This window comes from uncultured Parasphingorhabdus sp. (assembly GCF_963975555.1).
Lineage (GTDB): Bacteria > Pseudomonadota > Alphaproteobacteria > Sphingomonadales > Sphingomonadaceae > Parasphingorhabdus.
Window position 1 is genome coordinate 420,890 of sequence record NZ_CAXBHH010000001.1, and the last position, 15,117, is coordinate 436,006.

The following is a 15,117-nucleotide window of genomic DNA, read 5'->3' on the forward strand; positions in this document are numbered from 1 at the left end:
GAACCTGATCAGATAATGCCGCCACCGATCCACAGCCGCAAGGCGCAGATGCCCATGACGATGATGCAGAAATACATACCGCTGGTGCGCGAGGAGATGAGGCCGAATAGCGCACCGATCCCGGCGATCGGCAAGATCAGCCAGTTGGTCCATCCCAACAGGGGAACCAGACCGATGAAAGAGAGAATGAGGGCAATGACGCCGATGAAAATTGAGATCAGATTGAACATAACTGTATTATAGGCATAACGCACCGATATTTCAAGTATTTTCAAATTGCCTGGGTCGTTGTAGATTTGCTCCCCGGAGAGGGATGACCATGGCTATTGATGATATCAGAATTGAAACCGAACGCTTGATCCTGCGTCCGCCCAATGGTGATGATTTCGAAGAGTGGGCGAGGTTTCAGTCCGATGAAGCCACAATGACTTTCATTGGCGGAGTCAAAAGCCGGGCCGAAAGCTGGCGGGATCTATGTTCCATGGTCGGTGCCTGGCATGTTCGCGGCTATGCGATGTTCTCGCTGATTCTCAAAGATAGCAACAAGTGGATTGGCCGTATCGGTCCCTGGTATCCCGACAGCTGGCCCGGCACCGAGGTGGGCTGGGGTGTCGCGCCGGAATATGCGGGCAAGGGCTATGCTCTGGAAGCTGCCGTCGCGAGCATGAACTATGCCGTCGATACGCTCGGCTGGAGCGATATCTGTCATACGATTGATCCGGATAATCTGGCGTCGATCAGATTGGCGGAGCGGGTAGGTTCAACCAATCGCGGGCCAACGACGCTGCCTGCGCCCTATCAGGATGCACGGGTTGACGACTGGGGCCAATCGCGCGAACAGTGGCAAGAGAATAGAAAGCAGTTTCAGTAGGAGAGCAGACCATGGTCGAAGATCACTATGTGGATCCCACGCGGGAAAGCTTTGACGCATTCAAGGCGCTGCCCCGCGATGTGCCGATCAACATGCTCAATCTGCTGCGTTTCCATCAGGTGGCACAATATCCTGCGGATCATCCCAATGCCGGCAAGGGATGGAGCGGCGAACGCGCCTATCAAGAATATGGCAAGACCAGCGGCCCGATATTCCAGCGGGTGGGCGGCACGATCATCTGGCGGGGGAAAATGGAATCTATGGTGACCGGGCCGGATGACAAGCAGTGGGATTCCTCTTTCATCGCTTATTATCCGAATAGCGGCGCGTTCCTGGAAATGGTCACTGACCCCGATTATAAAAAGGCGGTAGTCAATCGCCAGGCGGCTGTTCTGACATCCCGGTTGATTCGTTTTGGCGAAATCGACGGACCTGAAACGTTCGGATGAAATCCCGAATTGGCACAAAGGGTTAACGAATAGTCACCGGATTAACCAAATTCCCTAACGAAATATTAACGCTTTTTGATGCATCTGTTCCGCCATATTCAGGAGCAAATTGCATGTCACATTTTTCCCGTTCTCTATTGCTGTCCGCAGCAGCTTTTGCGTTACCGCTAACGCTCGCCGCTTGCGGGAGCAATGAAGCCAGCGAAGAAGAGCTGGCGAAACTGGACGATAACCTGACCTCCGACCCGGCGATGAATGATGCGCTGGAAGATGCCATATTGGTCGACCCTGATCTCACGGACCAGGCAAACCGCAACGCCATTCGCGGTGCCAATGGTGCAGCGGATGGCTCGGTGCCGCCGGGGACCGGTGAAGACGGGAGAGCCGCTGCCAAGGCAGCGCTTGGCGGAAAGATTCTTGCTGCGCCAAAGCCCCGACAGATGACATCGACCGATGAAGGCCTGACGCTGGGCGACAAAGCCGAACTGCAGGAGACGCGGCAGAACAAGCCGGTATGCAAGGAAAAGCTGACCTATGACATGGGCTGGGCGAACAAGATGCCACCGGAATTTGCGGTTTATCCAAAGGCAAATGTGCAGGAAGCGGCTGGCAAATGCGATCTTCGCGTTGTCAGTTTCACCACCGCGACGCCGATCAAGAGCATCGTCGATTTCTATTACACCCAGGCAAAGCGTGGCGGATATGACGCCGAATATCTCTTGCGCGGCAGCGAGCATGTTCTGGGAGGCTCAAAACCGAACGCCAACAGTGCTTATGTGATCACCCTGAACGAGCGCTCGGGTGGCGGAACGGTTGTCGATATTGTCGCCAGCAACGGTCGTTAGATCAGAAAAACAGCGCCGGACGTCGCATTACACATTGTCCGGCATCGAAAGGTGGCCCGCTCCGGCCACCTTTTTTTATTCTATTCGCGGTAGCTGCCGCCACCATCGACGGTGATGTCATTGGCGGTGGTGAAGCTGCTCAGGTCGCTCGCCAGCCATAGCATCGCATTGGCAACTTCGACCGCCTGGCCGACCCGGTTGATCGGATGGTTGCGGTTGAACAGTTCCACCGCTTCGTCATGCGGCCCAGGATAGGCCGCGAGATAGCGCTGGTACATCGGCGTGTCGATGGCACCGGGATGCACCGTATTCACCCGCACCGGATATTTCTCGGCAGCACAATGGAGCGCGAGCGATTTGCTTAGCGAGGTGACCGCCGCCTTGCTGGCGCAATAGGCTGCGAACTGCGCGCCGGGACGCATGGCCAGCATTGACCCGATATTGACGATCGCGCCATCCTCGCCGCTTTCCAGGATTGCGGGGAGGCCGACACGGCAACCGTAGAAGGTGCCCTGCATGTTGATATCTATGGTCCGGTTCCAGCTGTCCAGATCAACCTCGTCAACCGATCCGGGCTCGGAAATGCCCGCGACATTGAACAGGGTGGTGATCTTGCCGAAGCGCTTCTTGGTGGCGTCGACTGCCGCTTGCCACTGCTCGAGGTTGCGCACGTCCAACTCGACCGCATCCGCGCGGTCACCCAGAGAGGCCGCCAGCTCTTTCGCCTTGTCGATCTGGATATCGGCCAGCATCACCGAGCCACCTTCATCGATAACCCGTCGTCCGGCGGTGCCGCCAATGCCTTCCGCGCCGCCTGAAATCAGCGCGACTTTTCCGTCCATCATACCCATTATATATTCCTGTCTCTTTGGCCTATTTCTTGTCGAAAATGATCGGCAGATTGCTTAACCCGCGCAACATCATGTTGGGCGGATAGTTGAGTTCAGCGCCTTCCTTGATCCGGATATTATCGATACGCTTGGCAAATTGCTGGAATGATACGGTCAGTTCCTTGCGTGACAGCATATTGCCGACGCACATGTGGATGCCTTTGCCGAAAGCGAGATGGGTGCGCGCATTCTTGCGGTCGACCTGAAATTCGTTCGGATTTTCAAACTGCTTAGGGTCGCGGTTGGCGGCGTGATAACGCATCATCACCATCGCGCCCTTGGGCAGCATCACACCACCGAGTTCGGCGTCGCGGTGCATCACTCGCCAGATGCCGGAAGAGCCGCTCGACATGCGCAGCACTTCTTCCACCGCATTGGGGATCAGCGAAGGATCATCCTGGATTTTCTTGTACTGATCCGGGTTGGTGGCAAAAAGACGCATGCCTTCGGCCAGCGCTGCGGTTGTGGTTTCATTGCCGGCGACCATCAGCTGCTGGACGATGGACAGGGATTCTGCATCATCGAGCGGCCGTTCACCGTCAACCTGGGCGTTGACCAGGTCAGAGAGGATATCGTTTTTCGCTTCCTTGCGCCGTTCATCCATATTGGCCTTCAGCGCGTGCTGATATTCGACCACCTCGCGCTCGGTTTCCAGTTGCCGTTCGCGTGTCATCATGCCGGAAAGCCGGTCGACAAAGGCATTTGTCCAGCGTTTGATCGTGTGGGCATCGGCGACATCGAGGCCCAGTTGCACGGCAATGGTCCGGACCGGCATCGGAATCGCATATTCATCGACAAATTCGCATTCGCCCTTGTCGATGAAATTGTCGATCAGTTCGTTCGACATCTCCCGCATGCTGTCTTCCAGCTTGTTCACTTTGGGCATGGAAAAGGCGAGGTTGACCAGTTTGCGGAACCGCGTGTGGACCGGCTGGTCTGCGGTCAGCAAGGTATTGACCTGCGGCCAGCCCTTTGCCTGTATCGCCTGCAATTCCGCATCATTCTCAAGCTCTTCGTCGGATTTACCGCCAGAAAGCAGTGCATTGAAATTATTCGAAAAATCATCCAGCCGACCGACAGCTTCCGATATCAGCTCATAGTCCAGAACCACGTATGTGCCGCTTGCCTCGTCAAAAAAGACCGGCGTCTTGGCGCGCTTCTCTTCATAAAATTCAAAGGGATCAACCAGAATATCCGGTTGAAAAAGGGATTTTGACACGGCTTCGTTCATGACAGGTTCCTGCTTATATTAGTCAAATGATGGCGTGGGTTTGCCCTCTGCATTATAAACCGGCCCTTCGGCATCGACCCGGTATTTGGCGCTGACGGCATTGATCAGGCCAAAGCTGCCGATATGGGCAAGCATATTGGCATAGTGGACATCCTGAAAATGCTGGGCGAGGGCTTCCTCGTCGGTCCATTCTTCAAACACTTCGATGCGCGACGGATTATGCATATCGGCTGCCCAGCTATAGTTGAGACAACCGGACTGCGTCAGAGCGCCGTCGATATAGGGCTGTGCCTTTTCCAGACATTCTGCGCGTGTCGCCGGTTCCACGTCGATATGCGCAGCGATCAGTATTTTGGCCATGCTCGAAATTCTCCTAAAGCTTGTTGCCGCCAAATTGCGCGACGACGACAAATATGCGTTTGCTGTAAAGCCACTGGCCATCGATTTTGACAAATTCATCATCATAGCGGCCGCCGGCAACGCGCGGCTCGCCGTTCTCGACCAAAATTTCATGAGTCTGGTATCGGCCGGAGGCGGTATCGCCTGTAACGTCAAGGGAGGCAGGTATGCCCAGAAAACTGACGGCATCGAACTGGCTCATCGCGCCGTTCCAGAGATTGACTATATTTTCGCGCCCGATGACTTCGGTACCCATCAGCGACCAGACGGCGTCTTCGGTCCACAGCGCGCCCCAGTCGTCGGGATCCTTGCGCAGCACGGCGTCGCAATAGCTGTCGTGCAATTCCCGGATGGCCAACCGGTCTTCTATTGGTCCTGAAAACATGGACTGATCCTCTCCTGATTATGGAGAGACTACACGGCAAAAGCGCCGGAAAAACAAGCTGCCATAAGTGCTAGCGGGGGTGGATCAATCGCCGCTGATACGTTCGATATCCGCACCTACGGCTGCGAGTTTTTCTTCCAGCCGTTCATAGCCGCGATCAAGATGGTAGATACGCTGCAGCCGGGTTTCGCCTTCCGCTGCAAGTCCGGCAATGGCCAGACTCATCGAAGCGCGCAGATCGGTTGCCATCACCGGCGCACCGGTCAGTTTCTTGACGCCGCGGACCACGGCGGTGCGGCCCTTGGTCTCGATATCCGCGCCCATCCGGTTGAGTTCGGGCACGTGCATGTAGCGATTCTCGAAAATCGTCTCGGTGAGCACGCTGGCGCCGTCGGCGAGACAGAGCATCGCCATCAGCTGCGCCTGCATGTCGGTTGCGAGACCGGGATAGGGCGCCGTCGACAGGGTAAGCGGTTTGAGCTTGCCATCGGAAGAGACCTTGATCCCCTTGGCATGTATATCGATTTGCAGACCAGCATGGCGCAGCGCATCGAGCGTCGCTTCCATTTCATCAGCCTTGGCAGCCAGCAGATCGACTTCGCCGCCGGCAATGCCGACCGCGCAGGCATAGCTGCCCGCTTCGATCCGGTCCGACATGACACGATAGGTGCAGCCGTGTAGCCGATCGACGCCGTGGATGGTCAGGGTTGAAGAGCCAATGCCTTCAATTTCCGAACCCATAGCGACCAGCATGTTGCAAAGGTCGACAATTTCCGGTTCGCGTGCAGCGTTTTTGAGGATGCTGGTGCCGTTCGCCAGCACCGCCGCCATCAATGCATTTTCTGTTGCGCCGACCGATACCACGGGAAAGGTGAAATCTCCGCCGGGCAGGCCGCCATCGGGAACGCGTGCGATTACATAGCCGCTGGTAGTTTCGATCGAGGCACCAAGCGCTTCGATAGCCTTGAGATGCAGGTCGATCGGGCGGTTGCCGATGGCGCAGCCACCGGGCAGCGAGACCCGGCATTCACCGGCGCGCGCCAGCAATGGGCCGAGAACCAGTATTGATGCCCGCATCTTGCGTACGATATCATATGGTGCTTCGGTCGAGGTGATCCGGCCTGCCTTGAGCGTCATCACCCGACCGAAATCTTCCGGTCTTGCGCCTTCGATGGTGGTCGAAACGCCGAGCTGGTTGAGCAAATGGCCAAAACTGTCGACATCGGCCAGTCTTGGCAGATTGCGCAACGTGACCGGTTCGTCGGTCAGCAGCGCGCAAGGTAACAAAGTCAGAGCGCTATTCTTGGCCCCCGAAATGGGAATTGTGCCAGACAGGCGATTGCCGCCGCGTATTGAGATAATATCCATGGTCTAGCATTTACCGAAAACGGGGATGCAGGCAAGTCTATTGCGCCGCTTGCACCCCGAAATCGCAGCAAAACGCGCTAGTTTCGCAGCAGCCCGAGCGCGGCATAGGCGGCTTCCACCGTCGGCCGTGCCATTGCAGAGGCTTTTTCCGAGCCATTGCGTAAAATCGTGTCGATCGCGGTCTCGTCCTTGCGCAATTCTTCGAACCGCTGGCGAATGGGTGACAATTTGCTCACTGCCAGATCGGCCAGCGCCGGTTTGAAGTCGCCAAAGCCTTTGCCAGCATATTCGGCAAGCACGGCGTCCTGCGAGAGGTCGGCCAGCGCAGCATAGATGCCGACCAGGTTCCGGGCTTCCGCCCGCTCTGCCAGATCGTCCATATTGTCGGGTAGCGGCTCCGGATCGGTCTTTGCCTTCTTGAATTTCCGTGCAATTGTCTCGTCATCGTCGGTCATGTTGATCCGGCTGAGATCGGACGGGTCCGACTTGCTCATTTTCGCATTGCCGTCGCGCAGGCTCATGATCCGCGCCGCTGTTTTGCCGAAAAACGGTTCCGGCAGAACGAAGGTTTCGGTGCCGGTATCACTATTGAACTTTGTCGCAATGTCGCGGGCCAGTTCGAGATGCTGTCTCTGGTCGTCGCCGACCGGAACATGAGTGGCCTGATAGAGAAGGACGTCGGCCGCCTGCAGCACCGGATAGCCCAACAGGCCCAGAGAGGAGCGCTGCTTGTGCTTGCCGGATTTTTCCTTGAACTGGGTCATCCGGTCCAGCCAGCCCATCGGGGTATTGCAAATCAGCATCCATGCCAGTTCAGGATGAGCCGGCACGCGGGCCTGGTTGAACAGGATCGATTTTTCCGGATCTACCCCGGCGGCAACCAGCGCTGCGACCATTTCGCGGCAGTTGGTGGCCAGTTCAACGGGATCATTATGGACGGTGATGGCGTGAAGATCAGCGAGGAAAAACAGGCATTCGCTCTCGTCCTGCATCTTCACCCAGTTCTTGATCGCACCCAGATAATTGCCGAGATGAAGATTTCCGGTTGGCTGAATGCCCGATACTGTCCGCATTTTTGGCGACATATTCTATGTTTCCTCCGTCGGAATGGGTTTGCGTTTGACCAGCGCGATGATCCGCTGCTTGTCCACCGCGCCGACCATGAAGCCAACGACAGCATAAACAGCTGCACCAGCGGCCACAAGCACCACCAGCGACCAAATCCGGGACCAGACATCGGCAGCGAAATAAGGCGTCAATCGGCCCATCAGGAACCACAATATAGCGGCCATTGCCGCGGTTGCGATCAACTGGCGGAAAATCCGAGATGCCAGAGCGGCGGTGAAGTGGAAAAATCCGCGCCGGTGGAGAATGGTATAAAGCAGGACGCAGTTCAGCGTGGCAGATGCCGCCGTCGCCGCCGCCAGTCCGACGATGCCGTAACCGGCATACATGACGACATAGATATTGAGCGCAATATTGACGATCAGCGCGGCCAGAGCCGTAAGCACCGGTGTTTTCGTATCGGATCGAGCGAAAAATCCGGGTATCAGGATTTTGATGATCACATAAGCGGGCAGGCCGGCTACCAGCGCAACCACGATATTGGACATTAACGCGCCGTCCGCTGCCGTGAATTTGCCGCCGACGAAAAACGCACTGGTAAAGGCGGGCGCGCAGATGGCGAGCGCAGCCGCAGCGGGCAGGGTCAGCAAGGTTGCCATCTCGAAGGCGTCGGCCTGCAGACGTTGCGCGAGCGCCTGGTTTTCATTCTGGATGTGGCGCGACAGCATCGGCAGGATGGCCGTGCCGAGCGCGATACCGACAATGCCGAGCGGCATCTGGTTCAGCCGGTCGGCCATTTTCAGAAGCGTCAACGATCCCTGAGGCAGGGAAGTGGCAAAAAACGTGTCGACAAACTGGCTGATCTGGTAAATTCCGGCGCCGAATGTTGCGGGCAGGATAACCATGCCCAATTGCTTGATTTCGGGCGTCAGGCGCGGGCGCTTGATCTGCAGTTTTACATCGGCGCGCTTCACTGCCCACCACAGGTAGATCAGCTGGACGAGGCCAGACAGGGCAACTGCTGCGCTAAGAATTTGAACGACAATCACATCATTGGTCGTATCGCCGCGAACATAATAGCCGATCAGGATGGCGCTGATCAGTGTGATGTTGAACAACACTGGCGCAATGGCACCCGGCGCAAAGCGGGAGCGGGCGTTGAGCAGGCCGGACAGCATTGCCACCAGACTGATGAAAAACAGATAGGGGAAAGTCATCCGGCTCAGGAAGACGGCGAGCTCGAATTTACCTGGCTGGGACTGGAATTCGGATGCCAGACCGTAAACGATCAACGGCATGGCGAGCATCGCTACCGCCGAGAAGCCGAGCAAGATCCAGATGAATATTGACAAGACGTCATCGGCAAATTCCTTTGCTTTCGCCTCGCCGTCCTCGTCGGCAAGCCGGCGGCTGTACATGGGTACGAAGGCTACCGAAAAGGCCCCTTCGGCAAAAAGCCGCCGGAAGGTGTTCGGCAGGGTAAAGGCCAGCTGATAAGCATCGGCTGCCAGGCCCGCACCCAATACTCTCGCCAGCAGCATATCACGGACGAAACCGAATATGCGGCTGATGATAGTAAATCCGGCAATCGTCCCGGTATTTTTGATCAGGCTCATCTCAAGCCCTCAATAGGTGGCTAACCAGCTCAGGCATTCCCGACCGGTTGTTCACCCGCTTGCTCTGCTGCCATCTGTTCGCGTTGCTGCATATAGAGCGCCGTGAAATCTATCGGTTCGAGCAACAAGGGCTGGAACCCGCCGTCGCGGACGGCATCTGAAATGATCGCCCGGGCGAACGGGAAGAGAAGCCGCGGTGCTTCGGCGAAAAGAAACGGATGCGCCTGTTCTTCCGGCACGTTGCGTAGTCCGAAGAGGCCGCAATAGAGCAGTTCTACGGCGAAGGCGACGCCTTCATCGGCTTTCGCTGTAACTTCGATTTTCAGTTCGACTTCATGGACTTCATCCGAGACTTTCGACGAACCGATATTGAACTGCACGTCAATCTGCGGCTGTGCGTTCCACTGGTAAACATCCGGTGCGTTCGGATTCTCGACGGAAAGATCCTTCACATATTGCGAAATCACGCCAATCTGGGGCTGGGTGTCTGCACCATTGGCAGCCGGATTGGGGGTGGTCACGTGTCCAGAGGGATTTGCGCCGGATTCGTTATTGTCATTCTCGTCAGCCATCGGGCTTGTCCTTTCGGAAAATCAGTCAAAAATGTCTTTTGACGCATATTGCGCCGCCATTCGCAGCGCGCCTAGCAGGCGACGGAACCGAGAGCAATTAAAGAGTTAACCGGAGTAACGGAGCCCGGCATTGCGGCGAATTCGTCAGCACCGGTTCACAAATTGGCCGGTACAAGATACTGGCCGATTGCGGCTTGGCGGCTTTTTCTCTAATGCCGTTTGAAACCGGCCCTTTTTCTGCCTATGTATAGGGCAACAGGAAAGATTGGATTCTTACAGTGACCATCGAAATCGTATTATTGGCAATGGTAGCGGCCTTTCTCGGCTTGCGGCTTTACTCCGTGTTGGGCAAACGCACCGGCCACGAGCAGGAACATACGCCGCGGAGCATTGAGCCACGCGCAAATGACCGCAGACCATTGGACGATTCCAAGCCACATGTTCCGGATATCGTTCCGGCCCAGGCAGGTGCGCCGGCGATGGTCTATGACAGCAGCGCCGAAGCCGGCATGCGGGAAATCCTGAGCGCCGACCGCAATTTTGATGTGGGCCGGTTCATCGAGGGCTCGCAAGCTGCCTATCGCATGATCCTCGAAGCCTTCTGGAAGGGCGACGAGGAAGAACTGAAATTGCTTTGTGATGACGATGTTTACGAGAGCTTTGTCGAAGTCATAGATGCCCGCGAAAAGCGTGGTGAAGTGCTGGAAAACCAGCTGGTGCGGATCGACAATGCACGCATTTCCGAAGCCGAATACCGGCGGCCGGTCGCTCGTATCACGGTGCAGTTTGATGCCGACATCGCTGCGGTGGTCAAGGACAAAAAGGGCAAATTGATCGGCGGGTCGCTATCCGACGCGGCCGAAACCCACGATGTCTGGACGTTCAGCCGGGATCTTTCCAGCGCCGACCCCAATTGGCTGCTCGACGAGACCGATGAGGCCTGATCCTCAGCCGTCAGGGAACAGCATCGTGAAAATCGGAACGCTTTTTGGCGCGCTGACGCTGTTTAGTGCCTGTTCGATGTCGATCATCCCGCAAGGGGCGGCACAAAGTCGGCCAACCCCTCAACAGAGCGTGATCGGGTCGGGCGAGAGTTCGACCGTAGTCAACTATCCGAGCCGCGGCTTTCAGACCGTCGAGGCGACTCAGCTTGTAAAAATCGGCAATGATCCGACCCGTGCATTGGGCGCCGGTATTGCTGCCGGGCCGGATATTGCGGCGCTCAATCTTTCGCAATCCAAAGCGACGTCGGCCCTCGACTCTTTTCGCACCAGCTGTTCCTCGCTGGTCCGGCGGGAAGATAATAGCGGTCTGACCAATGGTGCCGATTGGCAAGTGTCGTGCGATGCTGCCCAGAACTGGCCGGCCAATGATGCGGCACGTTTCTTCACATCCTATTTCGAAACCGTCCAGGTCGGCGATGGCGCGGCCTTCGCGACTGGCTATTTCGAACCGCAGATTCGCGGGTCGAGAGTCAGAAACAGCAATTATACAGTGCCCGTCTACCGGCGGCCGGCCAATCTGGTCGATGTCGATCTGGGTCTGTTTTCCGAAGAGCTGAAAGACAAGCGCGTCCGCGGCAAGGTCGAGGGCACTAAATTGGTACCGTATGAAGACCGGGCGGCCATTGACGACGGCGCCATCGCCGGTCAGGGGCTCGAGATTGCCTGGGCTCAGGATTATATCGAATTTTTCTTTCTGCAGATACAGGGCAGCGGCCGATTGGCGCTCCCCGACGGCTCGGTCATGCGGATCGGCTATGCCGGGCAAAACGGCCATGATTATACCGGTATCGGCCGGGTGATGCGTGAACGCGGGCTGCTCGCCGACGGCAAGACCAATATGCAGGGCATTGTCGAATGGCTGCGGGCACATCCGCAAGAAGGCATGCGGATCATGCGCGAGAACAAGAGCTACGTCTTCTTCACCGAACTGACCGGCCCGGGTCCTTTGGGTGCCATGGGTCATCCTGTGGTCGCGCAGACCTCGGTCGCCGCAGACCGGATGTTCGTGCCTCTGGGTGCTCCGGTCTATCTCGATATGGAGCATGATATTGCCGACGGCCTCTGGGTCGCACAGGATAGTGGCGGGGCGATCAAGGGTCCCAACCGTTTTGATACATTCTGGGGCGCCGGCGAAGAAGCAGCGCGGATAGCAGGTGGCATGTCTTCGCGCGGCAAAGCGCTGATCTTCCTGCCCAAAGGTACCGTCTCCCGGCTTTATGCGTCACAACGCGCCCCGGGCAAGTAAACCGTGTCCGACCGGCCCCTTACCGCCGGTGAAAAGGCGCTCTGGCAGAAATTTATCGAGACCGTAAAGCCGCTCGATCAGGAGCGGGTGAAACGCATCGAATCGCTTCCCGTCGCCAGGAAGCGGGTGCAAGATGCCGGACCAATCACAGCCGAATATTTTGGCGGCCAGCCGAGCAAAGCGGTTCCGTTACGTGACCAGAAACCGGTGCCGACCCGGCACGGTCTCGATGGCGGCTGGGACCGCCGCTTGGCCAAGGGCATGGTGCAACCCGATGTAACCGTTGACTTGCACGGCTACACGCTGTCGTCGGCGCATGGGCGTCTCGACAGTGCACTGGAACTGAGCATCGCGGCAGGCCATCGCGCAATTCTTCTGATTACCGGTAAAGCGCGTAGCGACGATGAGCGCAGTCGTGCGGGCGGTCGCGGAGCGATACGGTCTGCCATCTCCGACTGGCTCGCGGCATCACGCCATGCATCCCGCATTGCGACCGTCCGCAATGCCCATCCGCGGCATGGCGGCGCCGGGGCGCTCTATATCATATTGCGCCGGCCGCGCTGAGCAGCGCGCTGCCGGAGGCGGCGTGGCCGTTTTCAAAGGCCGACTAGCGGAGGGTGCGTTCTATAATCAGCGCGAAAATTTTCGACAGCTGTTCGAGATCTTCGATCGCCACCGCTTCGTCGAGCTTGTGCATGGTCGCGTTGCAGAGGCCAAATTCGACCACCGGCATGATCTTGGCCAGAAAGCGCGCGTCGGAGGTCCCGCCTGAAGTAGACAGTTCCGGTTCCACTCCGGTCACTTCGCGAATCGCGCCCGCGACGATGTCGGAAAATTCTCCGGGCGGTGTCAGGAACGGTTCGCCGGAAATAATCGGCTTCAGTTCGCCGCTGTGCCGCTCGACAATCTCCTTCACCATCGCACTGAGGCTTTCGCCGCTGTGACGGTCGTTGAACCGGATCGACAGTCGGCCTTCGGCCTTGGCCGGAATGACATTATGCGCCGGATTGCCGACGTGGAGATCGGTAAACTCGATATTGCTCGGCTGGAACCAGTCGGTCCCTTCGTCCAGCTGAAGCGAATCAATCTCGGTGAGAATCTTGCCAAGCTTGGTGATCGGATTGTCCGCATTGTGCGGATAGGCGACATGGCCCTGCATGCCGTTCACCGTGATCCACATATTGACCGATCCGCGCCGTCCGATTTTCATCATGTCGCCGAGCCGGTTGACCGATGTCGGCTCGCCGACGAGGCAGAGGTCCGGGACAATACCGCGCTCGGCCATCAGATCCATTATCGCGACGGTGCCGAACCGCGCAGGGCCTTCTTCGTCCCCGGTGATGATCAGGCTGATCGTGCCGAGATCATCGGGTAGCTGTTCCAGCGCGCCGACAAAGGCCGCGATGCTGCCTTTCATATCGACGGCCCCGCGACCGTAGAGCAAGTCACCGCGCTCTTCCGGAACAAAAGGATCGGTCTGCCAGCCCTGACCGGGGGGGACGACATCGAGATGACCGGCATAAGCAAAATGGCGCGATCCGGGCGCGCCGTGGCGAATGGCAAAGAGATTTTCGACGGGTCCGCCAAGCTCCGCCTCTTCCGGGGCATCGCCAGCAATGAACCGCGATATTTCGAATCCCAGAGGCGCGAGCATCGCTTCCATCTCGTCAAACACGCTGCCGGTCGCAGGTGTGATACTGGGCTGGGCGATCAATCGCTTTGCATAGTCGATAGTATTTGTACGGGTCATTGGCGGCCGATCAGCTTTTTGCCGTTTCCGGCTGTTCGAGGCGTTCGATCACCCATGGTTCCTCTTCGGCCGCTTCCAGCCACTGGGCGGTCCACTCGTGATCGATTATGGTCTGCATATAGCTGGTGGCGAAGCCGGGCAGGCGGAATCCGTAGGTCTGGAAGCGCGAGACGACTGGCGCAAACATGATGTCGGCAGCGCCATAGGTGCCGAACAGAAATGGTCCGCCGCCGCCAAATCGTGCCCGGGCCTGAGCCCACAATTCTATGATGCGAGCAGCATCGGCCTTGACCTCGTCGCTCAGGGAAAGGCCTTCGTAAATTTTCCGTGTGTTCATCGGACATTGCCGGCGCAGTGCCATATAACCGGAATGCATTTCGGCGGCCATCGAACGGGCCATGCCGCGTGCGGTCTCGTCCTTGGGCCAGAAACGGTCCCGGTGGGTCTTGTCGGCGAGCCAGTCAATAATCGCCAGACTGTCCCAGACCACGGTCTCGCCATCCCATAATATCGGAACTTTACCGCCCGAAGGGGCGAAATTCTCGCTCTCGCGGACATGGTCCCAATCGTCGCCGAATAAGGGCACGGTCAGTTCCTCGAAGGACAGGCCCGATTGTTTGCAGGCGAGCCAGCCGCGCATCGACCAGCTGGAATAGGCTTTGTTTCCGATTATCAGTTTCATATTCTGTCCCATAACCAAATATGGTGCGCTGTGTATAGAAAAGCGTCTTCGGGGCGGCGTCTAGCTCTGCACTGCCTCGAGAACGGCAAGCCGCAGTTCGTCGATACCCTGTTTCTTTTCCGAAGAGGTGAGGATCAGATCCGGGTGGGCGGCGGGATGTTTTTTGGCGATGGCCGCGACTTTTTCCGCCGTGATATCCAGTTCTTCCTGCTTCACCTTGTCGGCCTTGGTCATCACGACCCGGTAGCTGACCGCTGCCTTGTCGAGCATTTCCATCACTTCTTCGTCGACCGGCTTGATGCCGTGCCGCGAATCGATCAGGACGAACGTCCGTTTCAGCACGGCGCGACCGCGCAAATAGTCGTTGATCAGAAAACGCCATTTCTGAACCACTTTCGGCGGGGCCTTGGCATAGCCATAGCCCGGCATGTCGCAGATGCGGAAGATCAGCGGATCACCAATATCAAAGAAATTCAGTTCCTGGGTCCGTCCCGGCGTGTTGGAGGTTCGCGCCAGGCCATTGCGATTGGTCATCGCGTTGATCAGCGACGATTTGCCCACGTTGGACCGGCCGGCAAATGCGATCTCCGGGACCTTCGGGTCCGGCAGAAACTGCAGTTGCGGCGCGCTTTTCAGAAAGCTGATCGGGCCGGAGAACAGCTTCGGGTGGAGTGGGGCAGTCATCTACTTGTCATCCTGACGATCGCAAACCCGCACGATGCCCGTCACCATAATCATGTGTGA

Annotated in this window: 18 protein-coding genes; 6 read left to right on the top strand and 12 right to left on the bottom strand. The window is 57.5% G+C overall.

Going from position 1 to position 15,117, the window contains the following annotated elements:
* Window positions 1-8: 8 nt before the first annotated feature.
* Window positions 9-275, bottom strand: coding sequence for a hypothetical protein (locus AAC060_RS02000; RefSeq protein ID WP_339822346.1), 267 nt, complete (start codon window positions 273-275; stop codon window positions 9-11).
* A 44-nt stretch (window positions 276-319) separates the two neighbouring features.
* Between AAC060_RS02000 and AAC060_RS02005 the strand changes: the two genes are divergently transcribed.
* From AAC060_RS02005 to AAC060_RS02015, 3 genes are all read left to right on the top strand, one after another.
* A complete protein-coding gene (locus tag AAC060_RS02005; RefSeq protein WP_339822348.1) occupies window positions 320-871 on the top strand; it encodes a GNAT family N-acetyltransferase in 552 nt (183 codons plus the stop codon).
* An 11-nt stretch (window positions 872-882) separates the two neighbouring features.
* On the top strand, window positions 883-1,320 hold the full coding sequence (locus AAC060_RS02010) for a DUF1330 domain-containing protein (protein WP_339822351.1): 438 nt from the start codon (window positions 883-885) through the stop codon (window positions 1,318-1,320).
* 113 nt (window positions 1,321-1,433) lie between these two features.
* Window positions 1,434-2,165, top strand: coding sequence for a hypothetical protein (locus AAC060_RS02015; RefSeq protein ID WP_339822354.1), 732 nt, complete (start codon window positions 1,434-1,436; stop codon window positions 2,163-2,165).
* Window positions 2,166-2,245: 80 nt separating this feature from the next.
* Here the strand turns inward: AAC060_RS02015 and AAC060_RS02020 are convergent, their stop codons facing one another.
* The 8 genes from AAC060_RS02020 to secB all read right to left on the bottom strand — a co-directional run bounded on the left by AAC060_RS02020 (window position 2,246) and on the right by secB (window position 9,691).
* On the bottom strand, window positions 2,246-3,016 hold the full coding sequence (locus AAC060_RS02020; RefSeq protein WP_339822356.1) for an SDR family oxidoreductase: 771 nt from the start codon (window positions 3,014-3,016) through the stop codon (window positions 2,246-2,248).
* A gap of 22 nt (window positions 3,017-3,038) precedes the next feature.
* Window positions 3,039-4,286, bottom strand: coding sequence for a cytochrome P450 (locus AAC060_RS02025; protein WP_339822358.1), 1,248 nt, complete (start codon window positions 4,284-4,286; stop codon window positions 3,039-3,041).
* An 18-nt stretch (window positions 4,287-4,304) separates the two neighbouring features.
* A complete protein-coding gene (locus AAC060_RS02030) occupies window positions 4,305-4,646 on the bottom strand; it encodes an antibiotic biosynthesis monooxygenase (protein ID WP_339822359.1) in 342 nt (113 codons plus the stop codon).
* Window positions 4,647-4,659: 13 nt separating this feature from the next.
* Window positions 4,660-5,070 carry a nuclear transport factor 2 family protein gene (locus tag AAC060_RS02035; protein WP_339822361.1) on the bottom strand — a complete coding sequence of 137 codons (411 nt, stop codon included), beginning with the start codon at window positions 5,068-5,070 and terminating at the stop codon, window positions 4,660-4,662.
* A gap of 84 nt (window positions 5,071-5,154) precedes the next feature.
* Complete coding sequence (gene murA, locus AAC060_RS02040; RefSeq protein WP_339822363.1) at window positions 5,155-6,438, bottom strand: UDP-N-acetylglucosamine 1-carboxyvinyltransferase; 1,284 nt, start codon at window positions 6,436-6,438, stop codon at window positions 5,155-5,157.
* A gap of 77 nt (window positions 6,439-6,515) precedes the next feature.
* Window positions 6,516-7,511, bottom strand: coding sequence for a tryptophan--tRNA ligase (gene trpS / locus AAC060_RS02045; protein ID WP_339823769.1), 996 nt, complete (start codon window positions 7,509-7,511; stop codon window positions 6,516-6,518).
* A gap of 15 nt (window positions 7,512-7,526) precedes the next feature.
* Window positions 7,527-9,119 (bottom strand): murein biosynthesis integral membrane protein MurJ, encoded by a 1,593-nt coding sequence (gene murJ, locus AAC060_RS02050; protein WP_339822366.1) that lies wholly within the window; start codon window positions 9,117-9,119, stop codon window positions 7,527-7,529.
* Window positions 9,120-9,148: 29 nt separating this feature from the next.
* A complete protein-coding gene (gene secB, locus AAC060_RS02055; protein ID WP_339822369.1) occupies window positions 9,149-9,691 on the bottom strand; it encodes a protein-export chaperone SecB in 543 nt (180 codons plus the stop codon).
* Between the two features lie 278 nt (window positions 9,692-9,969).
* Between secB and AAC060_RS02060 the strand changes: the two genes are divergently transcribed.
* The 3 genes from AAC060_RS02060 (at window position 9,970) to AAC060_RS02070 (ending at window position 12,505) form a co-directional block, all read left to right on the top strand.
* Window positions 9,970-10,635: a Tim44/TimA family putative adaptor protein gene (locus tag AAC060_RS02060; RefSeq protein ID WP_339822372.1), complete on the top strand. Its 666-nt coding sequence runs from the start codon at window positions 9,970-9,972 to the stop codon at window positions 10,633-10,635.
* 76 nt (window positions 10,636-10,711) lie between these two features.
* Window positions 10,712-11,941, top strand: a complete 1,230-nt coding sequence (locus AAC060_RS02065; RefSeq protein WP_339823771.1) for a murein transglycosylase A — start codon at window positions 10,712-10,714, stop codon at window positions 11,939-11,941.
* Between the two features lie 3 nt (window positions 11,942-11,944).
* On the top strand, window positions 11,945-12,505 hold the full coding sequence (locus AAC060_RS02070; RefSeq protein ID WP_339822375.1) for a Smr/MutS family protein: 561 nt from the start codon (window positions 11,945-11,947) through the stop codon (window positions 12,503-12,505).
* Between the two features lie 43 nt (window positions 12,506-12,548).
* On the opposite strand, the gene dapE is transcribed toward AAC060_RS02070, so the two are convergent.
* The 3 genes from dapE to yihA are packed head-to-tail and all read right to left on the bottom strand — an operon-like array spanning window position 12,549 to window position 15,057.
* Window positions 12,549-13,691: a succinyl-diaminopimelate desuccinylase gene (gene dapE / locus AAC060_RS02075; protein WP_339822376.1), complete on the bottom strand. Its 1,143-nt coding sequence runs from the start codon at window positions 13,689-13,691 to the stop codon at window positions 12,549-12,551.
* Between the two features lie 10 nt (window positions 13,692-13,701).
* Window positions 13,702-14,373 (bottom strand): glutathione S-transferase family protein, encoded by a 672-nt coding sequence (locus AAC060_RS02080; RefSeq protein WP_339822378.1) that lies wholly within the window; start codon window positions 14,371-14,373, stop codon window positions 13,702-13,704.
* A 60-nt stretch (window positions 14,374-14,433) separates the two neighbouring features.
* Entirely contained in the window at window positions 14,434-15,057 is a 624-nt protein-coding gene (gene yihA, locus AAC060_RS02085; RefSeq protein ID WP_339822381.1) for a ribosome biogenesis GTP-binding protein YihA/YsxC, read from the bottom strand.
* Window positions 15,058-15,117 lie beyond the last annotated feature (60 nt).